Annotated in this window: 17 protein-coding genes and 1 tRNA gene; 8 read left to right on the plus strand and 10 right to left on the minus strand. The window is 60.5% G+C overall.

Features of this window, described 5'->3' with window-relative positions; genetic code table 11:
* Window positions 1-179: 179 nt before the first annotated feature.
* On the plus strand, window positions 180-986 hold the full coding sequence (locus VGG64_17010; protein ID HEY1601305.1) for a DUF2306 domain-containing protein: 807 nt from the start codon (window positions 180-182) through the stop codon (window positions 984-986).
* Window positions 987-1,067: 81 nt separating this feature from the next.
* Here the strand turns inward: VGG64_17010 and VGG64_17015 are convergent, their stop codons facing one another.
* The 5 genes from VGG64_17015 to VGG64_17035 all read right to left on the minus strand — a co-directional run bounded on the left by VGG64_17015 (window position 1,068) and on the right by VGG64_17035 (window position 5,511).
* Window positions 1,068-1,826, minus strand: a complete 759-nt coding sequence (locus VGG64_17015; protein ID HEY1601306.1) for a DUF1559 domain-containing protein — start codon at window positions 1,824-1,826, stop codon at window positions 1,068-1,070.
* A gap of 572 nt (window positions 1,827-2,398) precedes the next feature.
* On the minus strand, window positions 2,399-3,166 hold the full coding sequence (locus VGG64_17020; GenBank protein ID HEY1601307.1) for a hypothetical protein: 768 nt from the start codon (window positions 3,164-3,166) through the stop codon (window positions 2,399-2,401).
* Window positions 3,167-3,345: 179 nt separating this feature from the next.
* Window positions 3,346-3,642: a hypothetical protein gene (locus tag VGG64_17025; GenBank protein ID HEY1601308.1), complete on the minus strand. Its 297-nt coding sequence runs from the start codon at window positions 3,640-3,642 to the stop codon at window positions 3,346-3,348.
* Window positions 3,643-3,781: 139 nt separating this feature from the next.
* Complete coding sequence (locus VGG64_17030; protein ID HEY1601309.1) at window positions 3,782-4,369, minus strand: dihydrofolate reductase family protein; 588 nt, start codon at window positions 4,367-4,369, stop codon at window positions 3,782-3,784.
* 383 nt (window positions 4,370-4,752) lie between these two features.
* Window positions 4,753-5,511: an ankyrin repeat domain-containing protein gene (locus VGG64_17035; protein HEY1601310.1), complete on the minus strand. Its 759-nt coding sequence runs from the start codon at window positions 5,509-5,511 to the stop codon at window positions 4,753-4,755.
* Between the two features lie 690 nt (window positions 5,512-6,201).
* Between VGG64_17035 and VGG64_17040 the strand changes: the two genes are divergently transcribed.
* A complete protein-coding gene (locus tag VGG64_17040; protein ID HEY1601311.1) occupies window positions 6,202-7,185 on the plus strand; it encodes a hypothetical protein in 984 nt (327 codons plus the stop codon).
* Window positions 7,186-7,502: 317 nt separating this feature from the next.
* Here VGG64_17040 and VGG64_17045 read toward each other — a convergent pair.
* Window positions 7,503-7,577 (minus strand) — tRNA-Pro (locus VGG64_17045).
* A gap of 170 nt (window positions 7,578-7,747) precedes the next feature.
* Window positions 7,748-8,212: a cupin domain-containing protein gene (locus VGG64_17050; protein HEY1601312.1), complete on the minus strand. Its 465-nt coding sequence runs from the start codon at window positions 8,210-8,212 to the stop codon at window positions 7,748-7,750.
* A gap of 276 nt (window positions 8,213-8,488) precedes the next feature.
* On the opposite strand from VGG64_17050, the gene VGG64_17055 reads away from it, so the two are divergent.
* Together VGG64_17055 and VGG64_17060 are read left to right on the plus strand one after the other, a co-directional pair.
* Entirely contained in the window at window positions 8,489-8,836 is a 348-nt protein-coding gene (locus VGG64_17055; protein ID HEY1601313.1) for a hypothetical protein, read from the plus strand.
* Window positions 8,837-8,860: 24 nt separating this feature from the next.
* Window positions 8,861-9,190, plus strand: a complete 330-nt coding sequence (locus VGG64_17060) for a hypothetical protein (GenBank protein ID HEY1601314.1) — start codon at window positions 8,861-8,863, stop codon at window positions 9,188-9,190.
* Here the strand turns inward: VGG64_17060 and VGG64_17065 are convergent.
* Window positions 9,142-10,194: a TIGR01777 family oxidoreductase gene (locus VGG64_17065; GenBank protein HEY1601315.1), complete on the minus strand. Its 1,053-nt coding sequence runs from the start codon at window positions 10,192-10,194 to the stop codon at window positions 9,142-9,144. The two genes, VGG64_17060 and VGG64_17065, sit on opposite strands and share 49 nt — an antisense overlap.
* Window positions 10,195-10,299: 105 nt before the next feature.
* On the opposite strand from VGG64_17065, the gene fbp reads away from it, so the two are divergent.
* Window positions 10,300-11,310, plus strand: a complete 1,011-nt coding sequence (gene fbp / locus VGG64_17070) for a class 1 fructose-bisphosphatase (protein HEY1601316.1) — start codon at window positions 10,300-10,302, stop codon at window positions 11,308-11,310.
* Between the two features lie 30 nt (window positions 11,311-11,340).
* Here the strand turns inward: fbp and VGG64_17075 are convergent, their stop codons facing one another.
* Window positions 11,341-12,324, minus strand: a complete 984-nt coding sequence (locus tag VGG64_17075; protein ID HEY1601317.1) for a cytochrome c — start codon at window positions 12,322-12,324, stop codon at window positions 11,341-11,343.
* 237 nt (window positions 12,325-12,561) lie between these two features.
* On the opposite strand from VGG64_17075, the gene VGG64_17080 reads away from it, so the two are divergent.
* The 3 genes from VGG64_17080 (at window position 12,562) to VGG64_17090 (ending at window position 15,589) form a co-directional block, all read left to right on the plus strand.
* The gene (locus VGG64_17080; GenBank protein ID HEY1601318.1) at window positions 12,562-13,668 is read left to right on the plus strand and encodes an FAD:protein FMN transferase; all 1,107 of its coding nucleotides are present in this window, start codon (window positions 12,562-12,564) and stop codon (window positions 13,666-13,668) included.
* Between the two features lie 140 nt (window positions 13,669-13,808).
* Complete coding sequence (locus VGG64_17085) at window positions 13,809-14,486, plus strand: DedA family protein (protein ID HEY1601319.1); 678 nt, start codon at window positions 13,809-13,811, stop codon at window positions 14,484-14,486.
* Between the two features lie 44 nt (window positions 14,487-14,530).
* Window positions 14,531-15,589, plus strand: a complete 1,059-nt coding sequence (locus VGG64_17090) for a hypothetical protein (protein HEY1601320.1) — start codon at window positions 14,531-14,533, stop codon at window positions 15,587-15,589.
* Between the two features lie 49 nt (window positions 15,590-15,638).
* On the opposite strand, the gene VGG64_17095 is transcribed toward VGG64_17090, so the two are convergent.
* Entirely contained in the window at window positions 15,639-16,406 is a 768-nt protein-coding gene (locus VGG64_17095) for a hypothetical protein (GenBank protein ID HEY1601321.1), read from the minus strand.
* Window positions 16,407-16,883 lie beyond the last annotated feature (477 nt).

Raw genomic sequence — 16,883 nt, forward strand, 5'->3', positions numbered from 1 at the left:
GTTTACACCGCGTCAATAAGAAGCAATTTATCGACGTGCTGTAAACAAGTCAAGAGCCGTGGGGAAAAAGGCGCGCGCGAGGGGGGGGGGCGAGTAAGAGACGCCAAGCGCGGGCGAAAGATCAATGCGGCGGCAGGGCCGCTTGGCTTACCGGACATCCGGGGCGTCTGGGTGCGACATTGGCAATTGAATCCGTTGCTCAGGCCGAGTCCAATGAGGATCTAGTCACTCGGTCGCAAGTCAGTTGGGAAACAACCACGGCCGAAGTCGGAACGAACCGTCTCGTCGGACCATTGAATCTTGTGATGCACACCATCTGCTCGGCCGCGGCGCGGCGTATTCTCTCGGTCGTGGCGGCACTGTTGATACTTAAGGTTACCGGCAGTGTACTGCTGAATTATCGCGATTATATTCCACCGAACTTCGATTCCGGTTTTCTGCGCGGGCGGGAAGCATACTTCGCAGGCAGTTATCATTGGGTGTTCTATGCCCATATCGTGTCCGGGCCCCTCGCGCTCATCCTGGGACTGGTGCTGCTCAGTGAATATGTTCGGCAATGGTTTCCTCGATGGCATCGTGTGCTGGGGCGTTTGCAAGTCCTCGGAGTCTTATTGTTCGTGGCGCCCAGTGGTCTGTGGATGGCGTTTCATGCCGAGGCGGGGCCGATCGCGGCCTGCGGATTTGCTACTTTGGCCATAGCCACGGCAATTTGCACGGCCATGGGATGGCGATCGGCAGTGAAACGGCGATTTGCTGAACATCGTCGCTGGATGTGGCGGAGCTTCTTGCTCCTCAGTTCAGCCGTGGTGCTCAGAATGCTCGGCGGGCTTGCCACCGTGACCGGTGTTGGGGCACTGTGGATCGATCAAGTGACGCCGTGGGCCAGTTGGCTGGTACCGATCGTGGTGTTTGACTTGTGCGATGGTGGGAATCGATTGCGCAATCGAGCATTCATTCGATCCGTCCGCGCGAGCGCCGAACAGTAGTAGATCGTTCGTGCGGTGGAATCGACGCGGGGCGTCGAGCCACTCTCGATACCGAGTCCCTCAGGTTACGACCTGAGATCACTACTCGTTATCGTCTGCAACGTGGTCCCCATCGCTAATCGAAATAACGACGCGGCGTGCAGCAGCAGGCAAATTAGCGTTAATAAAAACGACTCTGCCATCGCAAAATGCCGCATTCACTCCACCGTTGTGTGCCAGCTTGGATGCCGGCCTCAGACCCATCACGAGCGATTCATCAGCATCCGTGGGAGCCATCCAAGGGACCGACTGCTGAGGCGCGACTTCGATCACCATCAGCGTTTCCGGCATTCCGTCGCTGATTTCAGACAAATGCCTGGGCTCTGTCAGACGAAAGCAGCCGTTAGTTGCCACGCTTGCCAGGTAAGTGGTGTGGTTCTGTGGAATGTCGGCTGCGGGACAATGAAACATCGTTAGCGGGGTTTGGCAGGCTTCCGCGTTCGCAGGATCGTCCCAGGCTTTCGACAGGTCGATCGTCTCGTAGAGGTTTCGCTGCTCAAGATAGGGCAGGATCAGCGTTCGCCAACTATGCAGGGGCCTGCCGACTGCGTCGACTGTGTAGGCAGGTGGCAAGGCATGGTAATCGCGTTCATAACTAAGCAGCGCGAGCGCAATTTGCTTGAGATTGTTTCCGCATTGTGCGCGGCGGGCGGCTGGCCGCGCGTTGCGTACGGCCGGCAATAGTAAGCAGGCGAGCAAGGCTAGAATACCGAGCACGATCAACGCAGTGAGCCAGAATCTTGGCTTCTGCTGCGCAGATTCGTTGAAGTTGTCCGGGCTTGTGCCTGAATTTATGGACATTGTCCTGCCTCCGGACTTGTCACGCCGAACGACGACGGGCAGTCCTGTCGAACGCGGTACGCAAGCAGATTCTACGTCTAATCACAATTTAGGGCTAACCAGCCCACGGCGATGGGACGGCAGCGGTAGATATGAAACGCCCCTCCGCATACCTGCTGGTCGCGGGTAAGGCCTTCCATAACGCTGGGAGCAACGATGCAAACTGCCGCTCCCTGCGTGACGCGCAATTAAGTCGAACGGGCCGAAATGCACGACTTTCTTGCGGGATCAGGCGACGTCATGACCCGTCGCCGAGATGGCATGCTATTTAAGACCCCACCATTAGCCGTTTCGTCAAATCGTTTCGCATAGAGAGACGCGCGTGCGACCATCACTACCGGCACGATTCGCTGCGGAACCGGCCAACCGAGTGCGGCGACCAAGTTTGAAGGCGGGTGCCGAGGAATATGTTCGGCACGACGCCGATCGCCCGAGGGCACAAAGAGTATGAGACCCTGGCGGGCGCGGATTTCTGAACCGGTGCCGCTGGTCGATGCCGGATATGGATACGTCCGACCTGGAGCGATCCGGCGCTAGGCCGACCGGTTGCGGCGGCGCCAGCTGGTGCCGCCGATGGTCAGACCGAGGAGCGACCAAACGATCAGGCTGCCCGGCTCGGGAGCAACCGTCAGGCCGACGGCCGAGGGATTGGCTTGGCCTCCCGCATAGGCGACGTTGTCAAACTCGAATGCGTACTGAGTACTTACGGCCACAACGGTATCAAACGGTAAGGCCGAGTTGATATTCACGTAGTAGGTTCCATTCGCACCCTGATCGCCGTTCGCTACGGCGTTGACGTCGCCACCGCTAATGGATCCGACGAACGTGCTGCCATTGTAGAAATTCAACGTGTTGTACAAATCGACCGATCCCCACAGCAGCCCCAAATACTCCTGAGGACCATTGAACAAAAGAGTGACGGCAGAGCTTGTCGTACCGTCGCCGTCGCTGCCACTGGTGATGTACTGGGTACCGTCCTGGCCCGCACCTTGACCAAAGGCGGTTCCGTTGTCGCCAGAAAGATACGGTGCGGCGTAATAGCCGGAGGAAGAACCGCTCACCGCTTGGGCGTCGGGTGTGAACGCTACTCCAATGCTTCCGCCATCCGCCGAGCCTGATGCATTGGCGGCCGTACCACCAACGGCCCCCGCAGGCAGGTCGTCGAATGTCACATAATCGGCCCCGGAGGCCGGACCGCCCCCGACCAGCGGAAGGATCGTCAGAATGTCGGCTTGGGCAACCTGACCGAAGCCCAGCATCGCCGCCAAAGCAACCGCCGGCAAAAGTGTCTTCATGTGCATGGTCGGGCCCTTTGGATAGGACATGCCGGGTGAGGCACGAATTGGTCAAAAACTCTCTTTTCATCCGTATGTAGGCCGCCGTGGACCCGATGCTGACGTGCGGGCGACCAAGAATAGGGGAATTCGCGCCAGGCGGGGGATGAAAAAATGCGTTCCCACCTTCAGGATCTGAAACGCAGCTACCCTATGGCCAGCGGGGTGTTCGAGGCGACGTACCTGGTCGCCGTATTCACGCCCGGCCAAACGTCATGGTGTTGCGGCCAGTATGCTGACCAAATATCAAACGTTTTGCGCCCCAGCAACAGGTCAAACGGCATGTTCATTTGGCTTTTGACGGCCGCTGTGACCAGGGGATCCGAATAGGGAGCGAGCCACCCGCCATATGCGAAGCCGCCACTGGTATCTTCGCCAGGCCCGCCCGGGGCTTGTATGACCCCATCGAGCGAGACAAAGGCAAGCGCAACGACTTTTCTCATGACACTAGTTGCTCCGACGTGCGCTGATCGCCGAGGCGGCGGAAATGATCAAGGCTGCAGAGATGCCGCGGACAGCGCTCATGCTACGAAGCTACACGTTGCTGTATCACGACCATCATTAATGCATCTGAGGCGATCCTTATCTCAGATTTTGCAACGGTCCAACGAACTTGTAGCAGTTGGCGAGTATGCCCGTTGGCGAAGTTTTCGTGCTCTCGAACGCAAATGCACGCGCCGGAGTTCCGGCCGCGAAAAGACGCTTCCCTTGGCCCAGCAGGACAGGATTGACTAGCAGCAGCATCTCGTCCGCGAGCCCATGCTCGAGCAGCGCCGAAGTCAGCGTCGAGCTGCCCGACAGGATCAGGTCTGGCCCGTCCTTCGCCTTGATGGCGCGAACACTTTCCACGAGGTCAGGACCAATGCCCTTGAACGGACCCCATTCCAGGCTCTCTGGCCGGTGGGTTACGACATACTTCGTCGCCGCATTCAGCCTGTCCGCCATCGGGCTCTTCGGTGCCTTAGGCCAAAAACCCGACCACATATCGTAGGTTCGGCGGCCAAGCAGCAGATCGAATCTCTCGCCCCATTCCGAAAGGATCATCGCTAAACCAGCAGGAGTGCGATACGGCCCGCTCCAGTCGCCATAGGGGAAATTGCCGTCGGTGTCCGTACCGGCCTGGATCACGCCGTCGAGCGAGATATGTTCGATGAGTTTCAGCTTTCGCATTTGAAATCCTCCGTCACACTGGTTTCTAATCACAGCACGTCATGGCTGGAGCTTCCAGCCTGTCGCGAAGCGATCCTCTGACTCGCCTGGGGATTGTATGACACCATCAAGGGAGACGAATTCGATTCAACGAGCTTTTCTCAGGACGTCTTCCTCAACGGTCTTCGGGCGGACCGATTGCCTTGCCTTCACCGTGTAGTCGAATGGCGGGATCGAGATTAGACAAATCATCCAAAGAATTTTCGAGCCGGGTTTGCCTTGCCCAAATTGGCAACCGGATTTGAACTCGTCAGGTCAGGACGGGCAAAGCGAGTGTGACGAATTGCACGACGTGCTCCTCGACCTTCTGGAACGGGTTCGCGATCGCCGGAAGGACTAGCGACTCAGCGATGTGGTTTGGGCCGCAAGTATTGATTTGGAACGTTTCCTAGCGGCGGAACCTTCCGCCCCGATGCTTCCAATAAACATTTCAGGTTGGAATAGATCTCGCCTTCGTTGCGGTGGACTTGAGGCAACAGGCCCATTTGAGCGTACGTAATGGGCGTGACGTCAAAAAACGTCGTTTCCCACTCGTATCCTTTGCCCCAAGTGATGCCGGCAAGCCGGGTATCGGTGGTGGCGCCAGTAGTGAGCAGCAATCGCATGATCGGCTCGGAGCGGTTATGGATTGAGTTCACGGTGTGGAATAGCGGCGTGTGCCCGTTGAGGCCGTGTTCGTCAACTTCTGCCCGCGCGTTGACGTCGGCTCCGGCTTCGACGAGCGCGCGCGCGGCGTTGAAGTTTCCATATTCCGCTGCCACGTGAAGCAGTGATACACCGACGAGCGGGGTGAACGCAGAGACCAGCGTCGTCCTGTGTTGCAGCAATGATGGCGTTGCCTGGATGGCAGCCTTGATTGCCTCGACATCGTTCAAGAGCACGGGCGCGACCACTGGGTCTCGAAGCGTAGCCCCCCGCGCGAACAACAAGCGAAGGCAATCGCCGAGGCGGTCAGATCGCTCATATTGTTCGAGTAGCCAGTCGACCGGCGATTTGCCGCGGATCGGTTCAACAGGGTTCGCCCCGGCCTCGAGTGCGATACGCACTTTGTCGACGTGATGGCCGTCGAACGCAGACAGTAGTTGTTGGTCGGCTGTATTCATGTGAGCAATCCGGCACCATCCCCGACACTCTTGCTCGGGTCTCCGAGCTTGAACGCCAAGCACTCACAATTCTATAGAAAGTTCAAATCGCGTCGCCAGTCGCCTTGGCAACGAACAACGGGAGTTGAAGTTGTGATGAGTCGTGGTAACAAGACACCGTTAGAACTTTTCCTGGCCGGCGTCATAGGCTGGCCGACGGCTTTACACTCGACCGCAACGCCACCTATTGCACGTCCGGCGCGTCAATCGAAATGTCCACGCGTCTTAGCTTCTAGGACATAGTCGTCGATGCCATCCGTTGCCGCATTGCGCGAGGTCGTTTCTCAACAACCATCGGATTTCGGATTTACGCGATTTCAGGGCGTTGAATTGCGAGATGGCAAATCGAGACTCCCGCCTGCGAGTTCGGTACGTCACCCACCGCAGGCACGACTAACAGCAATGAAAGGGTTTGCGGAACCGATTCGGAATTTGTCGCACCGCGGGTCGCCAACAAACTGGGCGGAGCCCACGTTTTGCTTGCAGATTTGCATTCGACACGAAGATTATTCAGAATCGGGAAGTCCGTAGCTCGCCCTCTCGGCCGAGTCAGCAATTCAAGATCGACTAGCGAAATCCTGGCTGAGAGATTTTCTGGGTTTCTTCGACGGCCGATTGGCGAGCGCCGGCTCAAATATAGGAAGACCGCTAATGAAGTCGAAAGCAGCTTCCGTTCTCCAAATCGTAGCGCTGGCCGTCGCGACCGTTGGATGGTCTCTATCCGCAATTGCCGGCGAAATCTATATCGTTGACGACAACACCATTGGCGCCTATCCCACCTCGGGCGCGACAGTGCAGAACACGCTGGTCACGGTGGTCCCGAGCGAGCCGGGGATAACGGGCCCGCCTGTAGGCGTCGCGGTGTCCGGAAACAATCTGTTTGTCCTCAGCCCCGGCAGTTCGCTGGGGGGCGCACAGCTTGGCGCCTATAACGCCACAACCGGAGCGACTGTGAACGCCTCACTGCCCGTTGACCTGGGACTCGTCCTCGGGGTCGCTGCGTCTGGAGGGAATCTGTTTGTGGCGAACACCCAAAACAACAAGATTAGTGAGTACACGACCTCAGGGGCGACCGTGAAAGCCTCACTGGTCACGGGGTTGAACAACCCGTCCGTCGTTGCGGTGTCGGGAAATGATCTGTTTGTGGCGAACGCCGGTACTTTTGGCAGCAGCACGGAATTTGTTCCGGGAAGCGGATCGATCGGCGAATACAACGCCACGACGGGCGCCGTGATTCACAAGACGTTGGTTACGGGGTTGACTTCTAACGGGAACAATTATCCGGTTGGAATCGCCGTCTCGGGCGGGAACCTGTTTGTCACCAACCTCAATTCGGTTGCCGAATACAACGCCAGCACGGGGGCCCTCGAGAGTTCGTCGCTCATCCCCGGAGTAGTCGCCCCTTACGGCATCGCCGCGTTCGAGGGAAATCTGTTTGTGGTCGACGCGGCTCAATCCACGATCGGCGAATACACCACCTCGGGAAGCGCCGTGAATGCCTCGCTGATTACCGGCTTGGGCTCCCCGACTGCCATCACCGTGGCGCCTGAACCGTCGACTTGTGTATTGCTGACGACATGTGCTGCCGCGCTGCTGCTGTTCCGCCGGCGCGCGATTGCTCGCTCTCATCGGTGAGCCAGTCGGTTTACACGCACTATTGACGACCCGCCGCCAACGCCCCACCAAGCGCAGCCTCAGAGCGGCCCACGAGAATCACCGCAGCGATCTAAGGTCTCATTTATTCCTCATGTCGGTGAGACTCCCGCAATACGACCGTTTGTCGGCCGAGATCAGACGTTGGCCCGTTTGCGCTTGCGCCAGGATAGCACCCAGGGACTCACGCTCAGCGGCGGATGGCTTTAACGGCCCGCGGGCAGAAGTCACTAACGCCGCCCGTGCCGCAACAGAAACGGCCCGTCACAGACTGCCGTGACGGGCCGTATATCGGTATGTCGGGGCGAGAGGATTCGAACCTCCGACCCCCTGCTCCCAAAGCAGGTGCGCTAGCCAGACTGCGCTACGCCCCGAATCGTGGGCTGTGAACCGGATGGGTCGTGACAGCCAGTTAGGATGGTAACCGACGCCCCCCGATCCGGCAAACGCCTCCTAACGCCGGGCCATTACTGCCCGGCGGAGCGGCATGAGCATCGGCCCTGGCCGCGCCGGTGCACCTCCCGCGAGATCACGGAACATGCGGTCACGCGTGGCATGCTTCGGCAGCGACCAGTTGCTGATCGTAACGCCGTTGTAGATCCGCGAGCGCCGCGGTGTCTAGCGTTGCTGCCGCGAACAGTTTTTCCAGCAACCGGAAATACTCGTCTTGCGATCGAGCGGGGCTGAACGTGATCAGCACCCGGGCGCGCTGCGGGCCATGATTCGTGAAGCCGTGATGGACGCCGCGCGGGACAAAGGCCACCGAACCGGCCGGGCGTGTGAATAAATCGCCGGCCAGGTTGAATTCGACCTCTCCTTCGACAACGCACAGCGTCTCGTCCATCGTGTGGTGGACGTGATAGTCGACCGTGGCCGGGCCGATCGTCAGGTCGTACAGTTCGAAGGCCTGCGCTGATTCGTCGCCGTGTATCCGGGTGACAATATGAAACGGGCCTGCGTCAAACGTTTCGCCTTCGTTGGGTTCCAGGGCGAATGCGGTGCGCGGCATGGCGGATCTCCTGGATGTGAGGAGCGGAAGCGTCGCGGAACTGCAGATGCATTGCTTTCGCTTACTACGGGAAGCATACCTCACGCCCGCCGCCGCCGGCGGATGTGGCCAGCGACGAACGGATTTGCGCTGCCGTGTCGGGCTGATAGCAAGCGAATTCGATCTGGGCGCGGCGGTCCGTTTCGGTTAATAACTGCGACCCACTTCCTGCGTCCTTCGGCCGGGCGTGCCAAGGACGTTGCCGATTTACGATGCGTCTGCTCGGAGCAATTCTGCATGGCCAAGTCGAGAAAGAAAGACAAGTCGGTTGCCCAAGCCGTGGTGAGCACGGCCGCTTATAGCTTGCCGGCGCCCGTGCGGGCGATCGTCAGCACCCGTTGGGGTGCGCGGCTGGCGGTCCTGATCGTGCTGGCGCTGTTGGGGACTGGAATCGCCACGGTCGATTGGACCAGCGGACGCCCGCGGCTGAAGTTCGACAAGCAGCGCGCCCAAGAGGTGCGGCAGGAAGTGCGCGAGCAAGTCGAATCGGTTGCCCACCGCAACCACGAAGGTGGGCTGTTGGAGAGCCACAGCGGCGAGCCAAAGAAGATCGGCGCCAGAATCTTCAAAACTGGGCCGAAATAGACCCTCGCGAAGGATGGCCTTGGCATGACGCGATTTGCTAGCCTGGCTGACTCTTTGCCCTTGCTGCGCGGACGCTCATTCGTTCCGCTGGCAACCGTGCCGGTGGGTTTGTCGATCGCGGCCGTGATCGTGGTGAGCATCGTTTTGCTGAGTGTGCTGGGCGTGGGGTGGTATCACGCCGTAATGCCTCGCGGCCGCTGCGGACGAAAGCACGCCAGGCACGGCTGGTTGTATGTGGCCCTGATCGGATTCATCGCTAGCGCCACACCGCTGATTCCGACAGTGATCTTTGCCGGCATGCAACGTTATGGACGCGTGCCGATGGCGCCGTTCGTGGTGTTGCTGAAGCTGTAGGCGCCTTGCTCGGCCGAATTCGCAGCAACGCTGGACCGATTCTGCGCGGACCTGGCGTTGCCGGCTCTCCAACGCTGGCATAGTTCGCGCGCCCCCGCAGGCCAGTGCGGGAAATCGAAGGCGAACCCCGCCTCGAGCAAACGCCCGGGCACGACACGCCGGCTTTTCAGGATCAATTCCGATTCGGTCCGCATCAGGCGTGTGCCGATCGCCAACATCCATTCCGTGGCCGGCAAGCCGAAACGCGCGCCCCACGCCGCGCGCAGCCCTCGCATGAAGTCGGCATTAGGCAAGGGATTCGGCGCGGCCAGATTCACCACGCCCTCGATTTCCGAGTGCTCGATCAGCCACTCGACCGCGCGGATGAAGTCTTGTTCATGAATCCAGGACATGTACTGCCGGCCATTGCCCGACTTGCCGCCCAGGCCGTGACGCACGAGCGACAGCAGCAGATCGAATGTGCCGCCTCGATCGACGTTCATCAACATCGCCAGTCGAAGCTTGAGGCGGCGGGTCTGAGGTGTGACGAACTCGTCGCACGTTTGCTCCCAGGCACGGGCCACCTCGATGCTAAAACGCCAGGTGTCGGGCGCGTGCGGTTCGTTACCGCCGAGAATGCCCGTCAGTTCGTCGTTAGGGGCGTCGTAGCGGTGCGCGTAGATCGTGGCCGTACTCATTTGCAACCACGCGCGCGGCGGCTGCTGGCAGGCGTTGATCGCCGCGCCGACAGCCCGCACCGAGCGCACGCGAGATTCCATGATCTGCCGCCGATGGCGATTGTTATACCGGCAATTGACGCTGCGGCCGGCCAGATTGATCACGGCGTCGGCCTGTTCGAATTCCGCGGCCCAGTCGCCGACGGTCTCACCGTCCCAATAGACGTTGCGCCAAGCGGCGGCTCGTGGCTGCCGACTTAGGACGACGACATTATGTCCGGACTTATGGAAATACCGGGCTAGCACGTTGCCTACCTGGCCCGAGCCGCCGGGGATGACAATTTTCATCGCGCGCCTCTATGAATCGCGTTGTGATTCGGGGTCGTTGCGTCTTTTGGAGTAACCGCGAATAATTGCGATCTTTAACTCACCCTCAACTGCTGATGGGTCACCATGTTTGAAAAGAACGTCTTCCTGACTGCTCAGCAACACATTCAAGACGAGCAGCGACGCCACCGACCGCATGCCAGTGGCGAGTTCTCGTGGCTGCTGTCGGGTATCACGCTGGCGACCAAGGTGGTCGCCGCGCAGATCCGTCGCGCCGGGCTGGTCGACGTGCTCGGTACCACCGGCACGACCAACGTGCAGGACGAAGTGGTGCAAAAGCTCGACGTGCTGGCGAACCAGGCGCTGCTCACATGCTTGGGCAATCGCGGCAACGTGGGAGTGCTGGCCTCGGAAGAAAATGAAGACCCGGTGGTCGTGCTACGCGATCCGGCTTATGGCAAGTACGTGGTGATCTTCGATCCGTTGGATGGTTCGAGCAACATCGACGTGAACGTGAGCGTGGGGACGATCTTTTCGATCTTTCGCCGGCAACTCGACGGCGCGGCCTTGCGCAGCCCGGAAGATGACGTGTTGCAACAGGGCCTGAAGCAAGTGGCCGCGGGTTACGTGGTGTACGGCGCCTCGACGATGTTGGTCTACAGCACCGGCTATGGAGTGCACGGCTTCACGCTCGATCCCAGCTTTGGCGCGTATGTGCTCACGCACCCCAACATGACCATGCCAGAGAGCGGACCGTACTATTCGGTGAACGAAGCGAACATGGCCAGTTTCCCCGACGCATATCGACGCTTTCTTACGCATTTGCGCGAAGGGAAAGCGGGCCGCACGTATTCGTCGCGGTACGTCGGCAGTTTAGTGGCCGACTTTCATCGCACGCTGCTCAAAGGAGGCATCTTTCTGTATCCTCCGACCGAGCGTCATCCGACGGGTAAGCTGCGCCTGATGTACGAGGCCAACCCCATGGCATTTCTGGCCGAGCAGGCAGGTGGCGTGGCGACCGACGGCAGTCGACGCATCCTGGAGATCAAACCTGAGAGTCTGCACCAGCGCACGCCGCTGATTGTAGGGAGCCGTAAAGAGGCGACGCTGCTCGGTGAAATGCTGGGCAATAGCTAGACGGCCGCGCCATATAGTCCGCAAGCCCGCTCAACTGCGGAAATCGCCGTGGCAGGCGTCGCAAGTCTTGTTCATCTGACTGGCCGCGCTTTGTGCTTTGGGCAGCTCGCCGTTCTTCGTGGCCTCGATGATTTCCTGGCATTGCCGTTCGAGCTGGTCGACGTATTCGCGATACGTCGCGTCGTCGGCGTACTCGTAGCCCTCGGTCTTGATGACCCGGGCCAGCACGGCCAACAGCTCGGCCTCGTGCAGGATCGCGTCGCGATGTTTGGTGAATTCCCCCTTGCTGCCGGTCCAGGGGCCCAGTCGTTCGCGCAGCGAACGCTCCATCCGCTTCATCAGCGGCGGCCGATTGGCGACCTCGGGCCATTGGAAATCCTCTTTGGCATCGCGGGCTTCCAGCGTGCCGCCGCGAACCAGTTCGCTGAGATCCTGACTGCGCAGCTTGGCTTCGTTAAATGAATTATCGGTGCCAACTTTGCAGTTGGAACCGGCCCGCCCGAACAGGTCGCGCAGACTGTTGGCGTCCTTCTGCCAGCGCACCTCGCCGTCGTATTGGCCAATGACGCCGAACAATACCCCCAGCAGCGTCAGTTCCTCGCGCGCGGCCTTATAGGCGCCCCCTTTGAATCCGGTTGGCGTCTGCACGGCTGTTGCGAGCGGCTGTACTTGGGCTTTGACCTCGTTTTCCAAAGTGGTCGACGAGACCAGCGGCGACCATCGTGACCCACTGGGGACCGTGGACGGAACTTTTAACGAGGGAGCGGACGGTGTGGCGTCGTCGGCCGCTTGGGGCGTTGCCTCACCTGGCGCGGGGCCGGTGCCCAGGCGCTCTCGGGCATCGGTGAAGAACGTTTCCAAAACGGCGCGCTCCCACTTGGGAGGTGGGGCGAGCTTGGCAGCCGGGCGACTCCCCTTGGGGCGGTTTAACGGCTGCTGGGCGACCGTCATATTGCACGGCGCGACAAACGTCACGACCAGCACCGTCAGGAGAATTGTCGTTGGATTTGACATGCGGAAACTTCGCGATCGACGACCCATCGGCTTGTTTGTGCCCAAATGCGGCGGAACGGAGACCGTCCGCTGGTCCCACCATCGATTATTGGTCCACTGGCGAATCGCAACAAGTCTGGCGGACGTTTCGCCACAGCCAAGCGTCGCTTCGCACAATTAGACAAGCCAATCGCACCCGGTCGATGCTTATGGTCGTCGCGTGGGCCAAGTAGAGCGGGGCAGGATATAATTCGGTTGATGTCGCGACCTACCAGCAATCGCCGTGAGTTCCTGCAAGGCCGCGCCGCGGCCGATGCACTGGCCGCGGCTATTGATAGGGTTCTTCCCGCCCCGCAGGCGGATCCATCGGCCGCGCCGGCAGCTTCGGAAAGCCAGGACGGCGACCGCTATTTGGTGCAATACGCACGGCAGGCCATGGCCTGCCAGTTCGCGGTGCTGCTCAACGCCGGGCAGTACGACGAGGGGGCCGAATCGGCGATCGCGGCGCTCGATCTAGTCGAGCAGTTGGAAGAACAACTGACCGTCTATCGCGACACGAGCGAGGTCATGCTCGTCAATCGGGAAGCCGCAGCCCGTGAAGTTGTACTCGAGCCGGGCGTCTATGCCCTGCTTTCGAACGCAGTGCGCATGGCGCGCGAGACGGGCGGGGCCTTCGACATAACCGCCGGTCCCCTGGTAAAGACCTGGGGGTTCTACAAGCGGGCCGGGGCCATCCCCAGCGAACATGATCTGCAAACGGCGCTCGCGCGCGTGGGCAGTCAGCATATTGTTCTCGACGACGCGCGCCACACGATCCACTTTGCCAAGCCTGGCATGGAGCTGAATCTGGGGGCGATCGGCAAGGGTTATGCCCTCGATCGGTCTGCACAGCTTCTGGCCGACGCGGGCGTGGCCGACTTTCTGCTGCACGGCGGACAAAGCAGCGTGCTGGCGCGGGGATCGCGCGGCGGAGCGGCAACCGGAGGCTGGTCGGTGGGCCTGCGCGATCCGCTGCGGCCCGAGCGTCGCCTGGCCGAAATTCGGTTGCGCGACCGGGCCCTGGCCACGTCGGGTGCCACCCACCAATTCTTTCGGCATCAGGGGAAGCGCTACGGGCATATTCTTGACCCGCGCACGGGGTGGCCGGCTGCCGGAGTCTTCTCGTCGACGGCCCTGGCTCCCACGGCGGCCGAAGCGGATGCCCTCTCGACGGCGTTCTATACAATGGGGGTCGAGGCGGCGCGGGCCTTTTGTGCCGATCGAGCGGAAATCGGAATGGTACTACTATATCCTGATAAGCAGGGAAGTTCGGTCGAAGTTGCCACGGCCGGGCTGGAAGCCGGCGATTGGCGGTTACTCGACTAATCGGACCTGTTTTCGACTAGGCATGAGGGCCCTCTCCTCTATAGATTATCCAGCCTACATATACTGAGCCGGTTGCCTACGAATAGAATGCGTGGGCCGAGTGCGCTTTCCAGGCGGCCACGATCGCGGCCCTGACATGCATGTTTGACATCCTCCAATTAGAGCACGCTTCGTACCTCGGCATCATCGCCGTCCTGATCCTGACGGGATCGGGGCTGCCCGTGCCTGAAGAGGTGCCCATTGTCGTAGCCGGGGTGGCCGCGTATCACGGCCAATTGAACCCTTGGCTGGCGCTGGCCTCGTGCTTCGTCGGCGCCATCTTGGGCGACTGCGTGATGTACTCGATTGGCTATCATTTTGGCCATAGCGTGCTGCGCGAGCATCCTTGGTTTGCACGGTTTCTCAAGCCCGAGCGCGAAGCCCACATCGAGCAACTCATTAATCAGCACGGTTGGAAGATATTCTTTCTGACGCGGTTTCTGGTCGGTCTGAGGTCGCCCGTCTATTTGACGGCGGGGATCCTACGGATGTCGTTCCGTCGCTTCGTGCTGGTTGATTTGTTTTGTGCGGCGATCGTCATCTGCACGTTCTTTGGGCTGAGTTATTTCTTCGCCGAGCGGATTACGGATTGGTTTCAGAGAATTCGCAACGCCGAAGTGGCGTTGACCGTTTGCCTCGTGGCGGCCGTGGGAGCGGTGGCGTTGTTCTTTTACGTCCGCCATCGGCGACGGCTGGCGCGGATTCGCGTGCGCAGGCAATTGCGTTCCGTACGATTGGATGCGCGGGAGCGCGGGCCCGAGAGAAAGACCGCCGGCTGAACTGCCCGCTGCTACACGCGTCGATACCCAGAGGGCTCATCATTGTGACGCTCTTGGCCGAACTCTGGACGAGTAGGTATCGTGCCACAATTGTGGCGGCGCTGCTGGCGGGAGTCGCCGCGCCCGCCTGGGGCCAATCGCGGCAGATGGATGGCAGCCTGGTCGGCCAGCTGCGCATGTTTCAGTTGCGCGCCCTGTCGGGCCGGATCGCGGCCACGTCGCGGGCTTCGCAGCAGAATCTGACTTCGAACCGCAACAACGGTCCCCGACGCGAGAAGTTGGCGATCGACCTGGCCGGCGGAATGCCCAACGTCAGCTACGAATGTTCCACCAGCGACGAGAAGCTCAGCTTCGAGATCGTCGGCGGGAACAAGGTCACTATCGAAGTCATGCCGCGCTCGGCCAGCAACCATCCGACCATCCGATTCGTACAGCCGGCCGAAGGTTCGCTATCGTTGACGGTCGATGCCGCCGGGCACGTGACGACTTACCATGCCCCCACGTTGTGGCATTTGCTGTTGATCGAGTCCGAGGTTTGCCACGAGCACCTGATTCCTTTCCTGGAAATCATGCGGCCGAGCTGGCAACTCGAGCGGCGAGCGCGACAAGTCGAAGAGGCGCTCTGCCGGGCCGATTCGAACCAGTTCCGGCTATACCACGCGGCCTGGGGGCAAAGCGTGGCCGCATTGACCAACGATCGCTATGCCCAACGCGAACGGGCCGAGCAGCAGCTTTTCGGGTCGGGGCCTGCCGTGCTCCCCTATTTGCGGAGCCTGGAACGGGCGGACCTGGACGCCGAGCAACGGTTCCGCATCAAGCGCGTCATGCGCAGCTTATCGTCCGAAGGGGACGAAGACACGCCCGAGCGCGTCACGCTTTGGCTGTCGGGTGACCCGCGGACCTGGTACGCGTTGCTGTCGCGCCGCGATCTGGCTGTGCGTCGCACGGCACTTGCGAGGCTGTCGCGGTTGCTCGAGGCGGCCGTGGATTTCACGCCGGAAGCGTCGCTAGCGGAACGGAATCAACAACTGGCAATACTGCGCGAGCGATTTGCCGATGTATTGGATCCGCCAGCGCCCACACAGATTAGCGCCCCGCAATAGGCGTCGAGGCACGCGCGCTCGTGGAACGAGTTTGCTCCGCGATGCCGATCTAGTATTCGCGCTTCTCGTCCGCGAAGTACAGATTCAGGATCGAGTTGCGTACGCCGGCGCCGCTGGGCAACTTCTCGCGACCGTGCCAGCTTTTGCGCCACAGCGAATTGGAGACGGCAAAAGCGTAGCCGCTATTGGGGGCGAACGGGAACTGCTTCACCTTGGCGAATCGTCCATGCCAGGAGACCAGTCCCCGCAGCGACGTTAGGCGGCGCTTGTACAGCGCGGTTCCCAAGGCAAGCTGCGTGCGATCCTTCGGCAGGTACAGCTGCATGGTCACGATCTTGGCCCGGCCATCAGGATGGGGGGGGATCTCGTAACCTTCCAAATCGCGCAGCAGACAAGGTCGGCAGTAGGCGACCAGACGCTCGACGTCGGACTCGGGCATGGCGAATCTGAGGGCCAGATCCGGCGCTAGTTTGCGAAAGATGGCTGATTTTAATTCCGGGGCGGAAAGTGCGCGGGAGACGCTGTCCCAGATCGTGCGCTGTCGCTCGGGCAGTGCCGCCAGGTCATCGTCCACCAACGGCAAGACGTCGCGGGTGCTGACGCCGTCGTCGCGAGAATGCTTGTAGGGATGGATCGCGCGATAGCAAGAACCGTCCGGCAACTGCGCCATCATTTCGGCGTAAACGTCGGCTGGAAAAAGGCCCTCCAGGTAGATGTGCGAGAAGGGCTTGTGCTCGGCCGGGGTCTCGTCGACCACGCGCAGCATGTGGGCGAGCATCTCGCGGCTTGTGTCCTTTGGCACGGCAACCCCAACCATCTTGTGGATCCTTCCCGCAGTCGTCCAATTCACGTAACTCGCCGGGTCAGGGATTGTCGACAAAATGGGCCTCGCGATCTAGCCGAACGTGGTAGAGAAAAGAATAAAAATATCGCGCGCTGTCTCCTCAAAGAGCGCCCTGTCTGCGAAGCCTTATCGGTTAGCTAAGTGGTAGGACGTGAGTCGGCGTGACATTTCCGCATTTTTTAGATAGGCAACTACGCTAGCACTCGAGGCTTAGATCCGACACCTGTTGGCGGCTGGCAACGAACGATCGCGAAATCAAAATCGAGCGCCTCCACGGGCGGCGCATCCGGCTGGCTTCGGCCGGGATTAAAGGATCGTAAGGCCGCACTGACGCAAGCACCCGTTTCTTGACGGTCCGATGCGGCACTGCTAGACTCACCCGACTGTACGTGACGGCCCCACCTCGACCGGTTCGCCTTCGATAGGCACGCCCGGCAGCCGCTGCAGGCT

It is taken from the genome of Pirellulales bacterium, assembly GCA_036490175.1.
GTDB lineage: Bacteria > Planctomycetota > Planctomycetia > Pirellulales > JACPPG01 > JACPPG01.